Raw genomic sequence first — 20,836 nt, 5'->3', positions numbered from 1 at the left:
TTGGCACCTGCCCATTATACATGTGCAGATGAATTTTTTGTTTCAGCTGCGGTTGTCGTTTGACCCGAGAGCAAATTTACCGCCACTATACCGCAATCTGGTATAGACCAATTAGGTGAGTGAAATGTCTGAACATGATTACCTGTTGTTAACGCCTGGCCCGCTGACCACGTCAAAAACGGTGAAAGAGGCCATGTTGTTCGATAGCTGTACCTGGGATGAAGATTACAACCTGGGTGTGGTGCAGAACATCCGTCAGCAGTTGGTGGCGCTGGCGACTCAGTCGACCGGCTATACCTCGGTGTTATTGCAGGGCAGCGGCAGTTTTGCCGTAGAAGCGGTGTTGGGAACGGTGATTGGCCCACAGGACAAGCTGTTGATCGTCAACAACGGCGCTTATGGCGCGCGCATGGTTGAGATGGCCAGGTTGATGGATATCAACCACCACGCATTCAACTGCGGTGAAGTGAATGAGCCGGATGTAGAAGCGATGGACGCTGTGCTGAAAAGCGATACGCGCATCAGTCATATCGCCATGGTGCATTGTGAAACCACGACGGGAATGCTCAACCCGCTGCAACGGGTCTCAGGTTTGGCGGCGCGTAATGGCAAAACCTTGATCGTGGACGCGATGAGCAGTTTCGGTGGCATTCCGCTGGATGTGGATGCGCTGGGCATTGATTATCTGATCAGCTCTGCCAATAAATGCATACAGGGCGTGCCGGGTTTTGCATTTGTGATAGCACGACGCAGCGAGCTGGAAAAGTGCATTGGGCGTTCGCGTTCGCTGTCGCTGGACTTGTATGCTCAGTGGCGCTGCATGGAAGATAACGCCGGTAAATGGCGTTTCACGTCGCCAACCCATACTTTACTGGCTTTTGCGCAGGCCCTGCGCGAACTGGCGCAAGAAGGGGGGATTGGTGCCCGTAACGTCCGCTACCGTACTAATCAACAACGTTTGGTTGCAGGGATGCGCGCACTTGGATTTGAAACGTTGTTGGAAGACGATCTTCACTCGCCGATTATCACTGCCTTTTATTCGCCTAAGGCAGAAAATTACCGCTTTACAGAGTTCTACCAGCGCCTGAAGCAACAGGGCTTCGTTATTTACCCCGGTAAGGTATCGCAGAGCGATTGCTTCCGTATAGGCAACATTGGCGAAGTCTATCCGCAAGATATTGAACGTTTGCTGGCCGCGGTCGGGCAAGCAATGTATTGGGAGCGATAGGATACCCATGAACCAGATTAACGCAGTGATTCTCGACTGGGCCGGTACGACAGTGGACTTTGGTTCTTTTGCGCCGACGCAGATTTTTGTCGAAGCCTTTAAGCAGACCTTTGATATCGACATTAGCTTGGCTGAAGCACGTGTTCCAATGGGGTTGGGCAAGTGGCAGCACATTGAAGCTTTGGGCAAGCTGCCGGCGGTAGATGCGCGCTGGCAACAAAAGCTCGGTCGTTCTATGAGCCATCAAGATATTGATGCGTTGTACCAAGCCTTTATGCCGCTGCAAATTGCCAAAGTCGTCGACTTTGCCGACCCTATTGAGGGGGTTCCGCAGGTGATTGCCGCGTTACGTGAACAAGGCGTCAAGATTGGCTCCTGTTCAGGCTATCCGCGTGCAGTGATGGAGGTATTAGCACCTGCGGCAGCGCAGCGTGGCTATGCGCCGGACCATTGGGTAGCGACGGATGATTTGGCCGTTGGCGGCCGTCCTGGGCCGTGGATGGCGTTACAGAACGTGATTATGCTGGGTATTGATGCCGTGGCGCATTGCGTCAAGGTGGACGACGCGGTGCCGGGTATCAGCGAGGGGATCAACGCGGGGATGTGGAGCATCGGGTTGGCGCTGTCGGGTAACGAATTCGGCGCCACCTGGGAGGAATACCAGCAAATGAATGACGCAGAGATTGAACGGCGGCGCAGGTTGGCGGCGGATAAGTTGTATGCTGCCGGGGCACACTACGTGATTGATACATTGGTACAACTGCCGGGGGTGATTGCCGAAATCAATCAGCGGTTGGCGAAGGGTGAACGGCCATAGTCGTTTCCCAGACATAAAAAAACCGGGGCTGGTGAAAGCCCCGGTTTTTTTAGTGCTGACGAAATTTACTGGTGAGCCAGTTCGGCTTCGTCTTCGCTGTCCATAATGGACTTGTCAGTTTGCTTCATCAGCTGGCTGGTGATGGTACCGGCAGCCATAGAGCCGTTGACGTTCAGTGCGGTACGGCCCATGTCGATCAAGGGCTCAACCGAGATCAGCAGGGCAACCAGCGTAACTGGCAGGCCCATTGCCGGCAGCACGATCAGCGCGGCGAAGGTTGCGCCGCCACCCACACCGGCAACGCCGGCGGAGCTGATAGTGACGATCCCGACCAAGGTCGCAATCCACACCGGGTCCAGCGGGTTAATACCGACGGTTGGGGCAACCATGACCGCCAGCATCGCCGGGTACAAGCCCGCGCAGCCATTCTGGCCAATGGTGGCACCGAACGAGGCCGAGAAGCTGGCAATGGATTCCGGCACGCCCAGACGACGGGTCTGCGCTTCCACGTTAAGTGGAATACTGGCGGCGCTGGAGCGGCTGGTAAAGGCGAAAGTGATGACCGGCCATACCTTGCGGAAGAACTTCAGCGGGTTAACACCGGTGAATGCCAACAGGGCAGCGTGCACCGCAAACATGATAGCCAGACCCAGATATGAGGCGACGACGAAGCTACCCAGTTTGATGATGTCGTGGACGTTAGAGCCGGCGACCACTTTGGTCATCAGTGCCAATACGCCGTATGGAGTCAGTTTCATCACCAGACGTACCAGTTTCATCACCCAAGCCTGCAGGGTATCGATCGCCACCAGCACGCGTTCGCCTTTAGGCTTGTCGTCTTTCAGCAGTTGCAGCGACGCCACGCCGAGGAAGGTAGCGAAGATCACCACGCTGATGATCGACGTTGGGCTGGCACCGGTCAGGTCGGCAAACGGGTTTTTAGGAATAAAGGACAACACCATCTGCGGTACGGTCAGGTCGGCCAGTTTGCCCACGTAGTTGCTTTGGATCGCTGACAGACGCGCGCTTTCTTGCGCCCCTTGCACCAGGCCTTCAGCAGTCAGGCCGAACAGGTTGGTCACCAGCACGCCCACCAGCGCTGAAATCAGCGTGGTGAACAACAGGGTACCGATAGTCAGGACGCTGATTTTCCCCAGGGAAGAGGCGTTATGCAGCTTGGCAACCGCGCTCAAAATAGAGGCGAATACCAGCGGCATCACAATCATTTGCAGCAGTTGCACATAGCCGTTGCCGACAATGTTGAACCAGCTGATGGATTCTTTCAGTACCGGGTTGTCCGAGCCGTAGACCAGTTGCAGTGCCAGACCGAACACCACGCCCACGACCAGGCCGATCAGGACTTTTTTCGCCAGGCTCCATTGCTTGTGGCGGGTTTGCGCCAACAGCAAAAGGAGGGCGACAAAAATCACCACGTTAATAACGAGCGGAAGGTTCATCCCCAATGTCTCCAATATTTTTCTTATATAAAAATGGCTATGCACCATGGCGTAGCAATACTAAATATCGTAACAGTTTGCGTGGTGGCTCACTTATATCCAAATGGAATTTGATATAACTCCATGTGCTAATTTGTTTAATTAATGTGCTTTATGGGTGCTAAGTGGGCACTTTTATGTGATCACAGTCTGATATTTTTTATCTGCTCAAAATATGACTGCACTGGGATGGTGCACCCGCCTTGCCAATAGATGGCGAAAGCCACCAGGCACAGACACAGGGCGCGCTCAAGTTGATTGCCTTTTTGAGAATTAAGCAGTGGCAAGCGAAAACGCCAACGGCAGGGCCAAAGTAAGGGGACTCCGGCAGGGGTGAGCATATCCGCCAGCAGGTGACTGAAGTAACCAATAATCATGGCGTGCAGGACGTCGGCAGGGATGGGCCAGCTACGCGGTACATCGAGCTGGAACAACGCCATACCGCCAGCGATTGCCAGTAAGCTGTGGGTAAAGCCACGGTGGCCAAATGCGCGTGAAATTGGAATGGCAATCCAACGCAGGCGCTGACCCAGCACTGATTTGGGGTGATCGATATCGGGGAGTAACGACGTCAGCAGCGCGGCAGGGATGATATGCCACCAGTCGCCGGTAGCAAGCGATGGTGTCACCTCGGCCTTCTTGGCGAAAATCGCGCAAGCGACAGAGAAAATAAGATGCCCTTCCGCGGTCATACTGCTGTTCCGGCTGATAAACTGTTAATTTATCCAGTATATGGGAAAATTCCCAGTAGTGGAAGCAGTTACCCTGTAACCAATTGTTTATTTTTCTCGGGTTTACAACGGCTTGTTACTTAAATGGCCAATCGTTGTGCACTTTTGCGACATTAAGGCGGTTGGTGAGGGAGAAAGCGCCGGACGCCAGCGTTCGGCTGCGTGGCAGTGACAACCTGCGCCAACCGCCCGGTGCTTTCTTGTTGCTCCAGCATAAGGAGGGTGGCACGGTAACTCAATAAAAATGAAATAACGTTTTATTTATTTTATGACGGAGAGCAGGTTTTAGACATTGGCTTGCGGATTAGGGGAGAAGATAGACATCATGGCATCGGATTAAGATTAAACCGATGCCATGCAGATCAGGCCAGGTGGTCGGGTGTCAACTGTTCGAGGCTATCGAGTTTATGATCCGCTAATGCCCAGCGTGTATCGTGTCGGTATTCGTGCGCAGGGATCACGATTGAACGCATTCTCGCCGCTTTGGTGGCGATCATGCCGTTGAAGGAGTCCTCCAGAGTAATGCAGTGCAGCGGATCGCTGCCGAGGCGTTCGGCGGCGATCAGGTACACTTCCGGATGCGGTTTGCTATAAGGCAGATATTCGGCGGAGACCAGTTGGTCAAAGTAGCCGTCGAGATCAAACATCTTCAGCACCTGCTGCTGCATATGCAGTGGCGAAGCGGAAGCCAGGCCGATATTCAGATCCAGACTGCGACACAGCTCCAGAGCTTGTTGTACACCTGGCAGCAGAGGGCGTTTCTCGCGGACCAGCTCGATAGCGCGCTCGATAATGCGGCCGGAAACCTCTTCCTGTGAAACACCTTGCCACGGCATGGCCTGGTACCACATTTTCACCACCAGATCGATGCGCAGGCCCAGGGTATCTGGCAACTTGTGACGGTCAGACAAATCCAACCCCAGTGCGCCAAAAATATCCAGCTCTGCCTGGAGCCACAGCGGTTCTGAATCGATCAATAAACCGTCCATATCAAAAATAGCGGTTTCAATACGTTGCGAATAGGCCATTAGCGGTTAACTCCTGCCGGCGCCGGTGAATGTGGCCAACACTTTACCATTGCCGGCGGGGAGACTAAAACTTTTGCCTGCGCGGCCGAGCCTTGCCATACCGCAGAATACGCCACATATCCTGCAGTTTTAGCCACCAGCGCTGGTGTTGACGTTCGGTAACCTGCTGCAGCATCCGCGCATAATCCAGCACCAATCCCGGTGTCCAGGTCATGCTTTCGCCACGGCTGCGCAGCACCGCCAACATCCACAGGTTAGGATCGAGTATCAGCAACAGGAAGCGACGCCACAGATGTTTATCACCCAGTACGCCTTCCAGTGCGCTGTCGAGCGCCAAAATGACCGTGGTGGAACAGTTACGACGGGTCAGATTGTAGGTGGCGTCTTGATGGTAGCGCTGCCAAAAAGCGCGTAGTGCGGTGGGATTAAAACGATGGAACTGAATTTTCTTGTCCGGTGGACACCAGGCTGCCACTTCCTGCTGCAAACCCGGCAGAAATCGGCCGTCGACGTTGTTTTTCTCACCGGAATGCAGCAACTGGCGAAAATCCTGTGTGGACTGGCTGATATCGTTAAGCGGGTAGTGGCTGATATACACGTCCGGTGCCAGCGCCAAGGCTGCGTGGCCCGTGGAGATATTCCCGTTGCCGTCGACGGCTGCGATGTAACGATCAACGATGTAACGTCGCCGGGCATCTTTTGCTGAACCCATCGGTGTCCAGATATACAGGGTGAGCAAGGCAATTTCATCTGGACCCGTTAACGTGGGGGGATCCGGCGTTGGGTTCTGATTCAACGCAAAGCTCCCTAACTGCCGGGCAATGCGCAATAGCGCCCAACCGGAAAGCAGAATCATCACGCCGAGGCAAAAAGGCACCGTCATTCGGTGCGGCACCGGCCAGCCGACAAAGATCATCAACGAAAGCAGAATTTCGCCGCTGCCTGCCAGTGCAACCAGTTTCCAGCGGCTGTGTTGGATCACCGTAGATGAGGCGATGCGAACTGCGCCGTCGAGCAATAACGCGCTACCGAATACCAGCGTGGCGACAATGTTATCGTCGGCGGGTACGTCGAGCACCAATAAGGCCAAAAACAAAAAGCCGAGCCCCTTTAACAATACCGGGCGGCTCGCGGAGGAGCCAATCACCAGCGCGGCGGAAATGGCCACCATCCCCTCGAGCGCCAACAGCACGGCCAGCGCATCCAATGCCAGAACGGAGCGGCCGTCCTGCAAAACGTCGAACAGCATAAGTGCACCGATGGCTACCCATACCCAGCCAAACAACATCAGCAAGCGTCGCTGGCTGTGCAATGCCTTCGCACCCAGCAATAAGATTATCAGTCGAATCATGCAGACTCCTGTCGAGACGAACTTATTTAACTATATAACGATTAATGGTAACGAGCGGTCGCTATTGATCTGTCGACTTTGGATGATCCCGGCTACGCTTGTAGCACAGTAACGCTGAAGAAAACGATGGGCGAGCTTCAGTAACTACAGGTAGACTTAAGCAATTACGATTACGTCACTTACAAGGGGAACACATGACGTATCAACAGGCTGGGCGGATTGCCATTATAAAACGTATTCTTGGTTGGGTGGTTTTCATCCCTGCATTGCTGTCGACGCTGATCTCTATGTTGATGTTTGTGTATCAGCACAGTGAAAAGACGGCAGGCATTAATGCGGTGATGCTGGATTTCGTTCACGTAATGGTAGATATGGTGCGCTTCAATACGCCGTTTCTGAATATCTTTTGGTATAACTCGCCGGTGCCTGACGTAGAAAAAAGCCTGTTTAGCGGTGCTAATCTGATGTTCATCATCATTTATATTCTGATTTTTGTCGGGCTGGCACTCCAGGCTTCGGGCGCGCGCATGTCACGTCAGGTGAAATTTATTCGCGAAGGGTTGGAGGATCAAATGATCCTTGAGCAGGCCAAGGGGAGTGAAGGTCATACGCGTGCGCAGTTGGAAGAACGAATTACGCTGCCGCATCACACCATCTTGCTGCAATACTTCCCGCTGTACATTTTGCCGGTAGTGATTGCCGTGATCGCCTGGTTTGTGATCAAGTTGCTTGGCCAGTTGGCTGGCGCGGCTTGATGTCAGATAAAGGCAAGGCGCTGCGTTCAGCGCCTTGATTTTACTGTTGTTCAGGATGTAACAATGCGTCCACAGCACGCTGAGCCTTGACGAGGTGTTGCCCACCAAACAGGTTGCTACGGTTAAGCAGATAATACAGCTGATACAGCGGCTGACGTTCGATAAAACCACTCTCTAAAGGCCATACGCTCTGGTAACCGTCATAAATCTGCGGTGGCAATTCCGGATATAACGGCAGCATCGCTAAATCGCATTCTCTGTCTCCCCAATAACAGGCCGGATCAAACAGCAGTGGGCCCTCAGCGGTCATGGCGCAGTTGGCTGGCCACAGATCGCCATGCAGCAGAGAAGGTTGCGGCTGATGGTGTTGGAGACGCAGATAGACGATGTCGACAATTTCATCAATATCCCCAAAGGTCATGCCTTTTTCCGCGGCCATCTGTAACTGCCAGCCGATGCGTTGCTCGGCAAAAAACTCTGACCAGCGACGCTGCCAGGCGTTGGGCTGTGGCGTGGTGGACAGATCGTTATCGAAGTCGAGGCCAAACTGCGGCTGTTCACTCCATTTATGCAGATAGGCCAGCTGTTGGCCGAGACAATAAGCGCCGTGGGCGTCAAGGGGTTTAAGGGGGTGGTATTCCAGCAGGAGGAAACTGTAGTCGCGATCGCTGCCAACGCCGTATACCTCGGGGACCCGCACGGTTTTACTGCGTGCCAGTAACGCCAATTGATCGGCTTCAGCCGTAAAGATGGGGAGCAGTTCCCGAGCGTCGCATTTGACAAACACCTGCTTGTCACCGTAACTCACGCGCCATGCAGGGTGAATATCGCCCCCGGGCAGTTCGATTCTTTCGCGGATTTCTGCGCTGCCAAGATGTTCACTTAACAGACGACTAACGGCTTGCCACATGGTACACCCCCTCTGTGCTGCCTGCGAATTCATTAGGTTAGCGTCTTTAGCCTTGTGAAAACACGACCTGGCGCACAGCTGGCACCAACAATCGGCGATTTTCTCGCCACTCGCGTTTGCTCAAAGTATATACGCTATTGATTAATTTAAGCACTGTGCATGTTGCAACTTGGTGGCATGGGGGTAATGTTTAGTAGGTTTATTGCACATGTCGCGACAGCAGAAACCTTTAATGGCCTTCATTATCAATGAGATGAGAGGAAATGGAGCAAAATCAGCAATGGCAACGCGGTGAATATCTGATCACCAGTGATAAAAGTGATTTAAATATTGTCTTTACGCATGCTTTTTTGACCACTTCAACGTGGGCGACCGGTATCTCGCTGCAGACGGTGCAACTGTCAATCGACAACAGCCTGTGTTTCGGTTTGTACTATCAGCAGCAACAAATTGGTTTTGCTCGTCTGGTGACGGATTACGCCACTTTCGGTTATCTGTGTGATGTCTTTGTCTCCCCGGATTATCAGGGGCAGGGGTTAGCGCGTTGGCTGATGGATTGCACGTTGGAACACCCTGTGCTGCAACGGTTGCGACGGATTATGTTGGTGACTGGCACTGCCCCCTGGTTGTACCAAAAAGTGGGTTACGAAGCGGTTAATCGTGAGGATTTTGTCTGGCATATCGTTCGACCGGATATCTACCAGCAACACTAATACGAAGTGGCGGCGCAATGGTGCACCGCCATCCATTTTAGCGTTTATCGGTGAGTAAGTTCTCTTCGTGACGTTGTAACGGTTTGAGTTTGCTGTAGAGCAGGGCGAAAACGAACAGAATGGCCTGAACGATCACAATGCAGGGCCCCGTGGCGCCATCAATGTGGAAGCTGATCAAGGTGCCTAGCACGCAGGAGAAGACTGACACCACCGTAGCGACGATCAACATACGATCGAAACTGCGGCACAGCATAAAGGCAATAATGCCCGGCGCAATCAGCATCGCAATCACCAAAATAACCCCCACCGCCTGCAACGAAGCGACAATGGTCAATGCCAGCAGACAGAGTAGCCCGTAATGCAGCAGCTTTACCGGCAGGCCAATAACGCGGGCATGGTTAGGATCGAAACAGTAGAGCATCAGGTCTTTGCGTTTTAGCAGCACCACAACCAGGGTGATACCCGCCATCAGCAGGGTTTGTTTCAGCTCTGCATTGGTAATGCCCAGCATGTTGCCGAACAGGATATGGCTCAGGTGTTGATCGGTGTCGATGCGTGAAAACAAAACCAGCCCGAAGGCGAACATGCCGGAGAAAACAATACCCATCACCGTGTCTTCTTTCACCCGGCTGTTCTCTTTCAGGTAGCCGGTAGCCACTGCGCAGAAAATGCCGGAAAAAAATGCGCCAATAACCACGGGAATTCCCAGTACGAATGCCACCACAATGCCTGGAAGTACCGCATGTGAGATGGCGTCACCCATCAGGGACCAGCCTTTGAGCACCAGATAGCAAGACAAAACGGCGCAGACGACACCGGTAACAATGGCGGCCAAGATCGCTCGTTGCATAAACGGGTAGGCGAAAGGTTCGCTGAGCAATTGATACAGGGTTTCCATCAGTGGCCTCCGGTCTGTTCATGCGCCACACGCCGCTTGGACGCCAGCAGGCCATGTTTGGGCGCGAAGAAAAATGCAACCAGGAACACCAGCGTTTGCAAGGTGACGATCACGCCACCGGTTGCGCCGTCAAGGAAGAAGCTCAGGTATGCACCAAGGCCACTGGTTAGCGCACCGATAATGATGGCAATGATCACCAGTCGGCTGAAGCGGTCCGTCAGCAAATAAGCGGTAGCACCCGGTGTGATCACCATGGCAATCACCAAAATGGCGCCAACGGTTTGCAAGGCGGCGACGGTGCAGGCGCTAAGGAGCGTGAAGAACAGGATCTTCAAGCGCAGCGGTGACAGGCCGATAGACACCGCGTGGTTTTCGTCAAAGAACACCGCCAGCAAGTCTTTCCAGACCAGACAGAGAATCAGCAGTGAAACGCCGATGATAATTTCGACCTGCAATACATCCTCGTCAGCAATGCCAAGAATATTGCCGAAGATAATGGATTGCACGTTAACCGACGTTGGGTTGAGCGAAACGATCAGCAGGCCTACGGCAAAGAAAGTGGAAAAGATAAAGCCGATAATGGCGTCTTCGCGCAGGCGAGTGACGTGACGCACTAGCGTCATGGCCAATGCAGCCAGCATACCGGTGAAGAAGGCCCCGGCAGCGTAAGGCAGCCCAAGCGCATAGGCACCTGCGACGCCGGGCACGACGGAGTGCGATAGCGCATCGCCCATCAGCGACCAGCCTTTCAACATCAGGTAGGCCGAAAGGAACGCACAGGCGGCACCGACGATGGCGCTAACCCAAATGGCCTTGACCATATAGTTGTAGCTGAAGGGTTGTAACAGGAATTCCAGCATCAGGGTTGTTTCTCCTTTGGCTGGCTCTGTGCCGGGGGATCGCTCTTGGTATGCCCATAGAACACCGCTGGACGTTCATCGTCGGTCAAGACCGTTACGGTACGCGGGTCATTATCGTCGTGCAGATCCGGGCCTGAGAGGTTGATATGGCGCAGTACGCCGCCGAATGCCTGCTCCAGATTGCTCTGGGTAAAGGTGGTTTCTGTCGGACCGGCGGCCAGCACGGTGCGGTTAATCAGGATGACCCGATCGCAAAATTCCGGCACGCTGCCCAGGTTATGGGTAGAGACCAGAATCAGGTGCCCCTCATCGCGCAGCGCACGCAGCAGGTCGATAATGGCGTTTTCTGTTTTGACGTCGACGCCGGTAAAGGGTTCGTCCAACAGCAGCACCGTACCTTGCTGGGCCAAAGCGCGTGCCAAAAAGACACGTTTTTTCTGCCCGCCAGACAGTTCACCAATCTGGCGGGTACGCAGCTCGCTGAGGCCAACGCGCTCCAATGCTTTATCGACCCGTAATCGGTCTTCTTTGGATGGGATACGCAGAAAGTTCATTTTGCCATAGCGGCCCATCATCACCACGTCTTCCACTAACACAGGGAAATTCCAGTCGACGTCTTCGGTTTGCGGGACGTAGGCGATAACGTTTTTCTTCAGTGCTTGCGCGACTGGTTGTTCGTTTAGCTGAACGCGCCCCGTGGTGGGGCGCACCAGCCCCATGATGCTTTTGAATAGTGTCGATTTGCCACTGCCGTTAACGCCCACCAGCGCGCAGATTGCACCGCCACTCAAGCTGAAGCTGGCGTTGTGGATAGCGGTATGTCCGTTGTTGTAGGTCACGGTAACGTCGTCCACGCTTAACTCTGGGCGGACAAAAACCTCAGTGGTCATTGATCAAATCCTTTGGCAATGGTTTGTACGGTAACATTGAGCAGGTCGATATAGGTAGGGACCGGGCCGCCCTGAGTGGATAGCGAATCGACGTACAGCACGCCGCCATATTTTGCCCCGGTTTCTTTCGCCACCTGTTTGGCCGGCTTGTCAGAAATGGTGCTTTCGCTGAATACCACAGGAATATGATGAGCGCGAACGGCGTCGATCACTCGGCGAACCTGTTGCGGTGAGCCTTGCTCATCAGCATTGATGGGCCACAGGTAGACTTCTTTTAACTGATAGTCTTTCGCCAGATAGCTAAAGGCACCCTCACTGGTTACCAGCCAGCGCTGGGCTTCAGGAATGCGTGCCAGGCGTTCGCGCAAGGGGGCGTCCAACGCGGCAATTTTGGCCGCATAGGCTTTGGCATTGCGGTTATAGGTTTCCGCATTGGCAGGATCGTATTGCACCAATGCTTTGCGAATATTCTCGATATACACCAGCGCGTTAGTGGCGGACATCCAGGCATGCGGGTTCGGGTTGCCGTTATAGGGGCCTTCACGGATCGGGAGTGGGGTGATGCCTTCAGTCACTACCGCCGCGGGCACCTGTTTAATGTTCTCGAAGAAACGTTGGAACCAGCGCTCCAGATTCATGCCGTTCCATAGAATAAGATCTGCATGTTGCGCTTTGACGATATCGCGTGGCGTCGGTTGGTAATCGTGGATCTCGGCGCCCGGTTTGGTAATTGACTCTACCACGGCAGCGTCACCGGCCACGTTTTGAGCGATGTCTTGGATGATGGTGAAGGTGGTCACCACGCGCAATTTTTTTTCCGCCAAGGCAGCATGGCTAGTCAGACTGGCGCTCACTAATAGGCACATCAGTACGAAAGGGCGACAACATGTCCACGCCCGAACAATAGAAAGGCGTGGAAAAATGTATTGTTTCAAAAGCATGGTGACATCTCCTGGCTCAAATGAAAATGATTATCAATATCAATTAGAGCAAAGTCAAGCGTCACCTGCAGGTTGACTGCCGGTTATTTCCTCAACACGAAAAAATAATACCGCCCCGTAAGTTATAGCATTTTATGTATCAGTATGTAACCGCTTAACGTAGTCGTCATAGGTGACAATATCGACCTCCGGGGTTTTCCTCAGCGCGACCTCACCCAGCTTCTGTGCCAACAACAGTACATCCTTTTGATCCAGCGGGGTTATTAACGCAAAACTGTTGCTGCCCAGCTCATGTGGAACGCCTTGTTCGTCAGTCACTGACGTGACAAATCCCTGAAGGGTTAATTGTCCTGTTAGCTTGGCTAAATCAGCTAATCCTTCTTCCTGGTAGCGAAAAGTCACCACAAAACACGTCGTTGCAGATTGACTCATAAATCACCTCTTGGTATACGAGTAGCTTGAGAGTAGACCAAAAAAAGCGTACAGGCGTCCTTACAAGTTGTATATGCTACGCAACTCATTGAAAGGGGTGAAGGATTCTGTGAAAACAAAAATAGGTTGCCTGACGGCAATTTTGCTTTTGTCGGGGTGCGCCAAAGACCCGCAAAACGCAAACAATAATTTAAGCAGTGGCACATCGCGCGGTGGTTGGTTAAAGACCCCCCCGCAAGCTCCGGTTAACCGCACAGGGACACCGATAGCCTATAACGATTATATTCGTCAGGCCGCCAACAGTTATGGCGTTGACGAAACGCTGATTAAAGCGATTATTCAGGTGGAGTCCGGGTTTAACCCGAACGCAGTCAGCACCTCGAACGCTGTGGGGTTAATGCAGCTGAAACCTTCAACCGCCGGGCGTGATGCCTATCGTCTTAAAGGAAGAAGCGGGCAGCCAAGCTCGCGTGAGTTGAAGGATCCGGCGGTCAATATTGATCTGGGAACAGCCTATATCAATATTCTTCAAAGCCAGCAGCTAGCCGGGATCAATGATCCACAAACATTGCGTTATGCCACCATTGTTTCTTATGTGAATGGGGCCGGTGCCATGTTACGCACCTTCTCATCAGATAAGCGCGTGGCGGTAAACCGCATCAATCAAATGAGCCCGGATGAGTTTTATCAACACATCCAGAAAAAGCACCCAGCCCCGCAGGCGCCGCGCTATTTATGGAAAGTGACGACGGCCTACCAGGCAATGTCACCCTAGTTCAGATTTCGTTGATTAAACGGCCCCTTAATGGGGCCGTTTTTTTATCGGCGCGCAGTAAAATCGCGATACAACTCTCATTTTTCGTTATTTCCCATCCTGTTACCTAAAAAACCGCACAAATAGTTAAATTTACATTACCAACCAAATCTTTACGTTCATTCAATAAGTTACCGGTAACATTTTTGCGTTTGCTCACTTTGTGGCCTTCAATAAATAGACAAATAGGTAACAATTTATGTTTAAAACCCGCATCGACCGCAAGGTTGAGGTTAAATAGTTGTGATTATCTTTGGATGGAATGTGATATGTCGGACGATAAAACTAACAATTCACGGCGCGATTTCCTGTTGAAATCGATGACTTTAATCCCCGCAGCGGTGATTGGCGGCAGTGGCGTTAGCGCGCTGACAGCCACCATGCCGGCGGTTGCGGCGACAGATACCCCTAAACAAAATGACTACCAGCCTACGTTCTTCACCCCGGAAGAGTGGGCGTTCGTCAAGGCGGCGACGGCACGGTTGATCCCTGCTGACGATCGCGGTCCTGGCGCATTGGAAGCCGGCGTACCGGAATTTATCGATCGTCAGATGAATACCCCTTACGCTACCGGTTCTATTTGGTACATGCAGGGACCGTTTAACCCGGATGTGCCGAAGGAAATGGGTTACCAGCTGCCGTTGGTGCCGAAGCAAATCTACAACCTCGGTATTGCCGATGCCGACGCTTACAGCAAGAAAACCGCCGGTAAAGTTTTTGCCGAATTAGACGCTGCGCAACAGGACGCCATGCTGCAAAAGTTTGAGTCTGGTGATGCGGAATTCCAGCAGTTACCTGCCAAGTTGTTTTTCTCCTACCTGTTGCAAAACACCCGCGAAGGTTTCTTCAGCGATCCGATCCATGGTGGCAATAAAGACATGGTCGGTTGGAAGCTCATTAATTTTCCGGGCGCGCGCGCCGATTTTATGGACTGGGTCGAGCGAGGAGAGCGTTATCCCTTACCCCCGGTATCAATTCGTGGGGAGAGGGGTTAACAATGGCAACGGTAATGAAAAAAGTAGACGCGGTGATCGTCGGCTTCGGCTGGGTTGGCGCCATTATGGCCAAAGAACTGACCGAGGCTGGCCTCAACGTGGTTGCGCTGGAGCGCGGCCCGATGCGCGATACCTACCCGGACGGTTCCTACCCGCAGGTGATTGACGAACTGACCTATAATATTCGCCGCAAACTGTTCCAGGACCTGTCTAAAAGCACCGTGACGATTCGTCACAATACCAGCCAGACGGCGGTACCTTATCGCCAGTTGGCGGCGTTCTTGCCGGGTACCGGCGTGGGTGGTGCAGGTCTGCACTGGTCTGGGGTGCATTTCCGCATCGATCCTATCGAGCTGCGCATGCGTAGCCACTACGAAGAACGTTATGGCAAAAGCTTTATTCCGAAGGACATGACCATTCAAGACTTCGGCGTAACCTATGACGAGCTGGAACCCTTCTTCGACAAGGCGGAGAAAGTGTTCGGCACGTCCGGCACGGCCTGGACAGTCAAAGGCCAGAAGATGGCGACGAAAGGCGGAAACCCTTTTGCGGCGGACCGTTCAGACAACTTCCCGCTGCCGGCGCAGAAGAATACGTTTTCTGCACAGCTGTTTGAGAAAGCGGCGCGGGACGTGGGTTATCACCCTTACAATCTGCCGTCAGCCAATACATCAGATTCCTACACCAACCCCTACGGTGCGCAGATGGGGCCATGTAACTTCTGCGGTTTCTGCAGCGGCTATGCCTGTTACATGTATTCCAAAGCATCGCCGAACGTCAATATCTTGCCGGCGTTGCGGATGGAGAAGCGTTTCGAGTTACGCACCAACGCCAACGTGTTGAAGGTGAACCTGACCGACGATAAATCTCGTGCAACCGGCGTGAATTATATCGACGCGCAGGGCCGTGAAATCGAACAGCCAGCCGAGTTGGTGATCCTGGGTGCGTTCCAGTTCCACAACGTTCACCTGATGCTGCTGTCTGGCATCGGCAAGCCTTACGATCCGGTAACCGGTGAAGGTGTGGTAGGGCGTAACTTCGCTTACCAGAATCTGACCACCATCAAGGCGTTCTTTGACAAGGACGTGTTTACCAACCCGTTCATTGGTGCCGGCGGTAATGGTGTAGGTGTGGACGACTTCAACGCCGACAACTTTGACCATGCTAAAGAAGGCTTCGTCGGCGGCTCGCCGTTCTGGGTCAACCAGGCGGGCACTAAACCCATCTCTGGATTGCCAACCCCTCCAGGCACTCCGGCGTGGGGCAGCAAATGGAAAGCGGCGGTGGCGGATGCCTATACCCATCATGTCTCGATGGATGCCCACGGCGCGCACCAGTCGTATCGCAGCAACTATTTGGATCTCGATCCTAACTACAAGAACGTGTTCGGCCAACCGCTGCTGCGTATGACGTTCGACTGGCAGGAAAACGACATCAAGATGGCGCAGTTCATGTTCGACAAAATGGCACCGATCGCCAAGGCCATGAACCCGAAACTGATCTCTGGCAGTCCGAAAAACGCCAACAGCCATTTTGATACGACCAGCTACCAAACCACCCATATGAATGGCGGCGCGGTAATGGGTGAAGATCCGAAAACCAGCGCGGTAAATCGCTATTTGCAAAGCTGGGACGTGCATAACGTGTTCTCGATCGGCGCGTCGGCGTTCCCTCAGGGGCTGGGTTACAACCCGACCGGCACCGTAGCCGCGTTGGCTTACTGGTCTGCACGCGCCATCCGCGAGCAGTATCTGAAAAACCCAGGCCCTTTGGTGCAGGCATAAGGACGGCGACTGATGAAAGCATTTGTTCCCGCACTGGTTCTCAGTGCACTGAGTTTCTCCGTCTGGGCGCAGGACACCACGGTCAGTAGTGAGCTGATCAAGCGCGGCGAGTATCTGGCGCGCGCCGGTGACTGCGTGGCCTGCCACACCAATGGTAAAAGCGGTAAAGCCTTTGCCGGTGGTCTGGCAATGGAAACGCCGATCGGTACCATTTACTCCACCAATATCTCGCCGGACAAGAAAACCGGTATCGGTGATTACAGCTTCGAAGAGTTCGACAATGCGGTGCGTAAGGGTGTCGCCAAAAATGGCAGCACGCTATACCCGGCAATGCCGTACCCGTCATTCGCGCTGGTGAAAGAGGACGACATGCGCGCCATGTACGCCTATTTCATGCACGGTGTTGAACCGGTGGAGCAGGCCAATAAGGATTCAGACATCCCTTGGCCGCTGTCGATGCGTTGGCCGTTGAGCATCTGGCGTGGCATGTTTGCGCCGGCGCCTGCGGACTTTGTGGCTAACGCCAAGGCCGATCCCGTCATTGAACGTGGTCGTTATCTGGTGGAAGGTTTGGGTCACTGCGGTGCTTGTCATACGCCGCGTAGCATCACCATGCAGGAAAAGGCACTGAGCAATAACGACGGTGATAACTATCTGTCCGGCAGTAATGCACCGATTGATGGCTGGGTTGCATCGAGCCTGCGCGGTGACAATAAGGACGGGTTGGGGACCTGGAGTGAAGCCGAGCTGACCGAATTCCTGAAAACCGGTCGTAATGACAAGTCGATCGTCTTCGGCGGTATGAGCGACGTGGTTGAGCACAGCTTGCAGTACCTGAGCGATGAAGACCTGACGGCGATCTCGCGTTACCTGAAAACGCTGCCACCGAAAGATGGCAAGCAGCAGGCAGTGCCTGTCGAAGACAGTGTCGCCAAGGATCTGTGGCGTGGTAACGACAGCAAACCGGGGGCGGCGCTGTACGTCGATAACTGTGCAGCCTGCCACCGTACTGATGGCGTAGGCTACAAGCGCGCCTTCCCGGCGCTTAAAGGTAACCCGGTCGTGCAAACTGAAGACGCGACGTCGCTGATTCACATTGTGTTGACCGGCAACACAACGCCAGCGGTGAAAGGGGCTGTATCCAACATCACCATGCCACCGTTCGGTTGGCGTCTGAATGACCAGCAGGTGGCGGATGTGGTTAACTTCATTCGCTCAAGCTGGGGTAACAGCGCCAAGCCTATCAGCGCTTCTGACGTGGCCAGCGTGCGTAAAGACCGCTCGATGATCCGCGATGAGAAGGAGATGGGCAGCGCAGCGGTACCGGAACACCCGGACGCTAACAAGTAACGCCGACTGGGGCCTCGTAAGAGGCCCCAGCTTTTTGTGCTCCCCGTGGCGGTTTTTACCGCGATAATTGTTCACTAAGCAGACACTCAGCAAGCGAGAGATGGACCCGGACAGCATTTTTAATTATCCTTTGCCGTCCTTTTATCAGGTATGTGAATGAAATTCTGAGTTAATCCACTGATTATTATTAAAAATTCGCGGAGAAGGATATCCCGTTAGGCGCAATCGTTGTCGCCGCAGATTAAGGTAAGCTTTCCTATGAGTACGATTTCTCCCGATTCAGGTACGCTGGCTTCCGCCCAGCCGGCCAAATGGAATAAAACCGACACCCTCTGGATGTTTGGTCTCTACGCTACGGCGGTGGGTGCAGGTACACTGTTTCTGCCCATCAACGCCGGTTTAAATGGTCCGTTAGTGTTGGTGCTGATGGCGTTGTTTGCCTTCCCGTTGACGTATTTACCGCATCGCGCACTGAGCCGCTTTGTGCTTTCCGGCTCCAGCCGCGACGGCAATATTCATGATGTGGTGGTTGAGCACTTCGGCGTGCTGGCCGGTAAAATCATCATGGTGCTGTACCTGATGGCGTTCTTTCCGATTGTGTTGGTGTACAGCATTTCGATTACCAACGCGCTCGACAGCTTCCTGATTCATCAGTTTCATATCACGCCATTGCCACGTATCTGGTTGAGCCTGGCAGTCGTGGTTGTGTTGAACCTGGTTCTGTTGCGCGGCAAAGACGCCATTGTTTCGGCGATGGGGATGTTGGTGTTCCCGCTGCTGGTGTTTTTGATGGGGATTTCGTTGTACCTGATGCCCACCTGGCAAACGGCCAACTTTGTCAACGGACTGGCCAATACGCAATTCAACAGCCCTGATCTCTGGCATTCATTGTGGCTGGCTGTGCCGGTAATGGTCTTTTCTTTTAGCCATGCGCCGATCATTTCGTCGTTTGCTTCGACCCAAAAGAGTCTGTATGGCGATCTGGCTGAACGCCGCTGCGCACGTATCATGCGCTATAGCTATGTCCTGATCTGCGTCACGGTATTGTTCTTTGTCTTCAGCTGCGTGTTAAGCCTGTCTCATGAAGATATGCAACAGGCTAAAGAGCAAAACATCACCGTGTTGACTACGCTGGCGAATAAATTCTCTAATCCACTGATTGCCTATCTTGGCCCGATGATGGCGATGCTCGCGATGGCCAAGTCTTATCTGGGGACCTCTCTGGGGGTGACAGAAGGGGCGACCAGCCTGATTGACGGCCTGACGCGTGCGGTAGGTAAACCCTTAAGTTCGCGTATTACGCACCGAATTTCCGCGGTGTTACTGTTCCTGCTGACGTGGGCGGCGACGGTCTGGAATCCGAGTGCGTTGCATATTATCGAAACCATCAGCGGCCCGCTCATCGCGGCGATCCTGTTTATTCTGCCGATGTATGCAGTGCGAGCGGTACCTGCAATGCGCCGCTATCGCGCGTTAAGTAATGTCTTCGTACTGGTGATGGGGCTGATTGCGTTGTCGGCGTTGATCTACGGCCTGATTTAATCTCAATGGTGCGCCGGCTCCGGCGCACCAGCTTGTTCTTGTTCACATCTCTTTTCAATTAACCGAAAACTCGTCTGGCGTTCTCTTTGATAATGGGAGCAATTCTCATTATTATTTCTGGATTAATTTCCTACGCTAAGGAGTGTTACGTGCACCGTCGAATGACCCTGCTGGCTTTAGCCTGCGCCTGTGGTTTGTCTGCTCAGGCAATGGCGACCACTTATCCACTCACCCTGACTGATGCCGCCGGTCAAACCCTGACCATTAAGCAAGAGCCGAAACGCATTGTGGTGCAGGACGGTCGCGATATTTTGGCGCTGGCCTTGCTTGACCGCGCCGATCCCTTTACCCGCGTGGTGGCATGGAACAACCTGCTGAAGAAAAGTGATGGTGAGACCTGGAAAATCCTGCAGAGTAAGTGGCCCGGAGCAAACAACATTATTGATATGGGGTTTAGCGACAAGGGCGAGGTTAACCTGGAAAGCGTCATCGCCAAGCACCCTGACCTGATGGTAGCGCAGCTGCGTTCTAAACCGTCGCTGAGCCAGACTGGCGTGTTGGACAAGCTGCAAGCACTGAATATCCCGGTGTTGTTTATCGATACCATGCTAAAGCCAGTGGAGAATACCCCGAAGAGCATCACGTTATTGGGGGAAACGCTAAACCGTGAAAGTGAGGCGAAGCAGTACACCGACTTTTATCAGCAGCACTATCAGCACATCCTCGATAAAACCAAAACGGTAGAACCAAAGCCGCTGGTGTTTATTGAGGCGAAAGCCGGCCTGAATGGGTTGGAGTCTTGCTGTTTCACGCACGCGCATGTTGGTTGGGGTGGGATGATTGAGGCGGTAGGTGCACGCAACGTGGGGTCGGCACTGTTACCGGGCGCGACGGGTGATGTATCCCTTGAAAAAGTGATCAGCATGAAACCGGATGCCTATATTGTATCCGGCTCCCAGTGGGCCAGCAAAACCAACGCCGCAGTGCCTTTTGGCTATGGTGTGACGCAACAGCAGGTTGATGATGCGTTCAACAAAATGAAGCAACGCCCAGGCTTTGCCCAGCTTTCCGCGGTGAAAGAGGGGCGCTTCTATGGCATCTACCACAACTTCTACAATCATCCTTACAATATCGTTGGACTCGAGTATCTGGCGAAGTTTATCTATCCGACTCAGTTCAAGGATTTGGACCCGGCGAAAACCTACAGCGAGATCCTCAGTCGATTTACCGAAGTGCCGGAAGGCAAGGGGATTCTAGGCGCGCAGGCGCCGGCAGGTAAATAAGTGAAGCGGGCGCGGCAA

The 20,836-nt window shown here is 53.4% G+C and carries 20 protein-coding genes; 10 read left to right on the top strand and 10 right to left on the bottom strand.

Going from position 1 to position 20,836, the window contains the following annotated elements:
* Positions 1–124 precede the first annotated feature (124 nt).
* Complete coding sequence (gene phnW, locus ACI2J2_RS07070) at positions 125–1,228, top strand: 2-aminoethylphosphonate--pyruvate transaminase (protein ID WP_209632987.1); 1,104 nt, start codon at positions 125–127, stop codon at positions 1,226–1,228.
* A 7-nt stretch (positions 1,229–1,235) separates the two neighbouring features.
* Complete coding sequence (phnX, locus tag ACI2J2_RS07065) at positions 1,236–2,045, top strand: phosphonoacetaldehyde hydrolase (RefSeq protein ID WP_265556168.1); 810 nt, start codon at positions 1,236–1,238, stop codon at positions 2,043–2,045.
* Positions 2,046–2,110: 65 nt separating this feature from the next.
* Here the strand turns inward: phnX and ACI2J2_RS07060 are convergent, their stop codons facing one another.
* The 4 genes from ACI2J2_RS07060 to ACI2J2_RS07045 all read right to left on the bottom strand — a co-directional run bounded on the left by ACI2J2_RS07060 (position 2,111) and on the right by ACI2J2_RS07045 (position 6,651).
* Positions 2,111–3,502: an L-cystine transporter gene (locus ACI2J2_RS07060; RefSeq protein ID WP_404759732.1), complete on the bottom strand. Its 1,392-nt coding sequence runs from the start codon at positions 3,500–3,502 to the stop codon at positions 2,111–2,113.
* A gap of 182 nt (positions 3,503–3,684) precedes the next feature.
* The gene (locus tag ACI2J2_RS07055) at positions 3,685–4,233 is read right to left on the bottom strand and encodes a metal-dependent hydrolase (RefSeq protein ID WP_209632990.1); all 549 of its coding nucleotides are present in this window, start codon (positions 4,231–4,233) and stop codon (positions 3,685–3,687) included.
* Between the two features lie 401 nt (positions 4,234–4,634).
* Positions 4,635–5,300 carry a hexitol phosphatase HxpB gene (hxpB, locus tag ACI2J2_RS07050; RefSeq protein ID WP_265556167.1) on the bottom strand — a complete coding sequence of 222 codons (666 nt, stop codon included), beginning with the start codon at positions 5,298–5,300 and terminating at the stop codon, positions 4,635–4,637.
* A 64-nt stretch (positions 5,301–5,364) separates the two neighbouring features.
* A complete protein-coding gene (locus tag ACI2J2_RS07045; RefSeq protein WP_404759731.1) occupies positions 5,365–6,651 on the bottom strand; it encodes a protease in 1,287 nt (428 codons plus the stop codon).
* Between the two features lie 194 nt (positions 6,652–6,845).
* Between ACI2J2_RS07045 and ACI2J2_RS07040 the strand changes: the two genes are divergently transcribed.
* A complete protein-coding gene (locus tag ACI2J2_RS07040; protein WP_209632993.1) occupies positions 6,846–7,406 on the top strand; it encodes a YniB family protein in 561 nt (186 codons plus the stop codon).
* A 40-nt stretch (positions 7,407–7,446) separates the two neighbouring features.
* On the opposite strand, the gene ACI2J2_RS07035 is transcribed toward ACI2J2_RS07040, so the two are convergent.
* The gene (locus tag ACI2J2_RS07035; RefSeq protein WP_404759730.1) at positions 7,447–8,316 is read right to left on the bottom strand and encodes a fructosamine kinase family protein; all 870 of its coding nucleotides are present in this window, start codon (positions 8,314–8,316) and stop codon (positions 7,447–7,449) included.
* Positions 8,317–8,579: 263 nt separating this feature from the next.
* Between ACI2J2_RS07035 and ACI2J2_RS07030 the strand changes: the two genes are divergently transcribed.
* On the top strand, positions 8,580–9,029 hold the full coding sequence (locus ACI2J2_RS07030; protein ID WP_209632996.1) for a GNAT family N-acetyltransferase: 450 nt from the start codon (positions 8,580–8,582) through the stop codon (positions 9,027–9,029).
* Between the two features lie 37 nt (positions 9,030–9,066).
* Here ACI2J2_RS07030 and ACI2J2_RS07025 read toward each other — a convergent pair whose 3' ends face one another.
* The 5 genes from ACI2J2_RS07025 to ghoS all read right to left on the bottom strand — a co-directional run bounded on the left by ACI2J2_RS07025 (position 9,067) and on the right by ghoS (position 13,050).
* On the bottom strand, positions 9,067–9,927 hold the full coding sequence (locus ACI2J2_RS07025) for a metal ABC transporter permease (RefSeq protein WP_209632997.1): 861 nt from the start codon (positions 9,925–9,927) through the stop codon (positions 9,067–9,069).
* Positions 9,927–10,787: an iron/manganese ABC transporter permease subunit YfeC gene (gene yfeC, locus ACI2J2_RS07020; RefSeq protein ID WP_209632998.1), complete on the bottom strand. Its 861-nt coding sequence runs from the start codon at positions 10,785–10,787 to the stop codon at positions 9,927–9,929. The genes ACI2J2_RS07025 and yfeC overlap by 1 nt, the downstream gene beginning before the upstream one ends.
* Positions 10,787–11,677, bottom strand: coding sequence for a manganese/iron ABC transporter ATP-binding protein (locus tag ACI2J2_RS07015; protein ID WP_209632999.1), 891 nt, complete (start codon positions 11,675–11,677; stop codon positions 10,787–10,789). Before ACI2J2_RS07015 ends, yfeC begins: the two co-directional genes overlap by 1 nt.
* Positions 11,674–12,618, bottom strand: a complete 945-nt coding sequence (locus tag ACI2J2_RS07010) for a metal ABC transporter substrate-binding protein (RefSeq protein WP_404759729.1) — start codon at positions 12,616–12,618, stop codon at positions 11,674–11,676. Before ACI2J2_RS07010 ends, ACI2J2_RS07015 begins: the two co-directional genes overlap by 4 nt.
* A 132-nt stretch (positions 12,619–12,750) precedes the next feature.
* The gene (gene ghoS / locus ACI2J2_RS07005; RefSeq protein WP_209633000.1) at positions 12,751–13,050 is read right to left on the bottom strand and encodes a type V toxin-antitoxin system endoribonuclease antitoxin GhoS; all 300 of its coding nucleotides are present in this window, start codon (positions 13,048–13,050) and stop codon (positions 12,751–12,753) included.
* 109 nt (positions 13,051–13,159) lie between these two features.
* Between ghoS and ACI2J2_RS07000 the strand changes: the two genes are divergently transcribed.
* The 6 genes from ACI2J2_RS07000 to ACI2J2_RS06975 all read left to right on the top strand — a co-directional run bounded on the left by ACI2J2_RS07000 (position 13,160) and on the right by ACI2J2_RS06975 (position 20,818).
* Positions 13,160–13,825: a transglycosylase SLT domain-containing protein gene (locus ACI2J2_RS07000; RefSeq protein WP_209633001.1), complete on the top strand. Its 666-nt coding sequence runs from the start codon at positions 13,160–13,162 to the stop codon at positions 13,823–13,825.
* A gap of 308 nt (positions 13,826–14,133) precedes the next feature.
* Positions 14,134–14,859, top strand: coding sequence for a gluconate 2-dehydrogenase subunit 3 family protein (locus tag ACI2J2_RS06995; RefSeq protein ID WP_209633002.1), 726 nt, complete (start codon positions 14,134–14,136; stop codon positions 14,857–14,859).
* A 2-nt stretch (positions 14,860–14,861) separates the two neighbouring features.
* Positions 14,862–16,643: a GMC family oxidoreductase gene (locus ACI2J2_RS06990; protein WP_209633003.1), complete on the top strand. Its 1,782-nt coding sequence runs from the start codon at positions 14,862–14,864 to the stop codon at positions 16,641–16,643.
* Positions 16,644–16,655: 12 nt separating this feature from the next.
* Positions 16,656–17,993: a cytochrome c gene (locus ACI2J2_RS06985; protein ID WP_209633004.1), complete on the top strand. Its 1,338-nt coding sequence runs from the start codon at positions 16,656–16,658 to the stop codon at positions 17,991–17,993.
* Between the two features lie 258 nt (positions 17,994–18,251).
* Positions 18,252–19,535: an HAAAP family serine/threonine permease gene (locus ACI2J2_RS06980; protein WP_209633005.1), complete on the top strand. Its 1,284-nt coding sequence runs from the start codon at positions 18,252–18,254 to the stop codon at positions 19,533–19,535.
* Positions 19,536–19,684: 149 nt separating this feature from the next.
* Complete coding sequence (locus tag ACI2J2_RS06975; RefSeq protein WP_209633006.1) at positions 19,685–20,818, top strand: ABC transporter substrate-binding protein; 1,134 nt, start codon at positions 19,685–19,687, stop codon at positions 20,816–20,818.
* The last annotated feature ends 18 nt before the right edge of the window (positions 20,819–20,836 follow it).

The organism is Serratia sp. NPDC087055 (assembly GCF_044900985.1).
GTDB lineage: Bacteria > Pseudomonadota > Gammaproteobacteria > Enterobacterales > Enterobacteriaceae > Serratia.
This window is presented reverse-complemented; position numbering and strand designations above follow the sequence as displayed.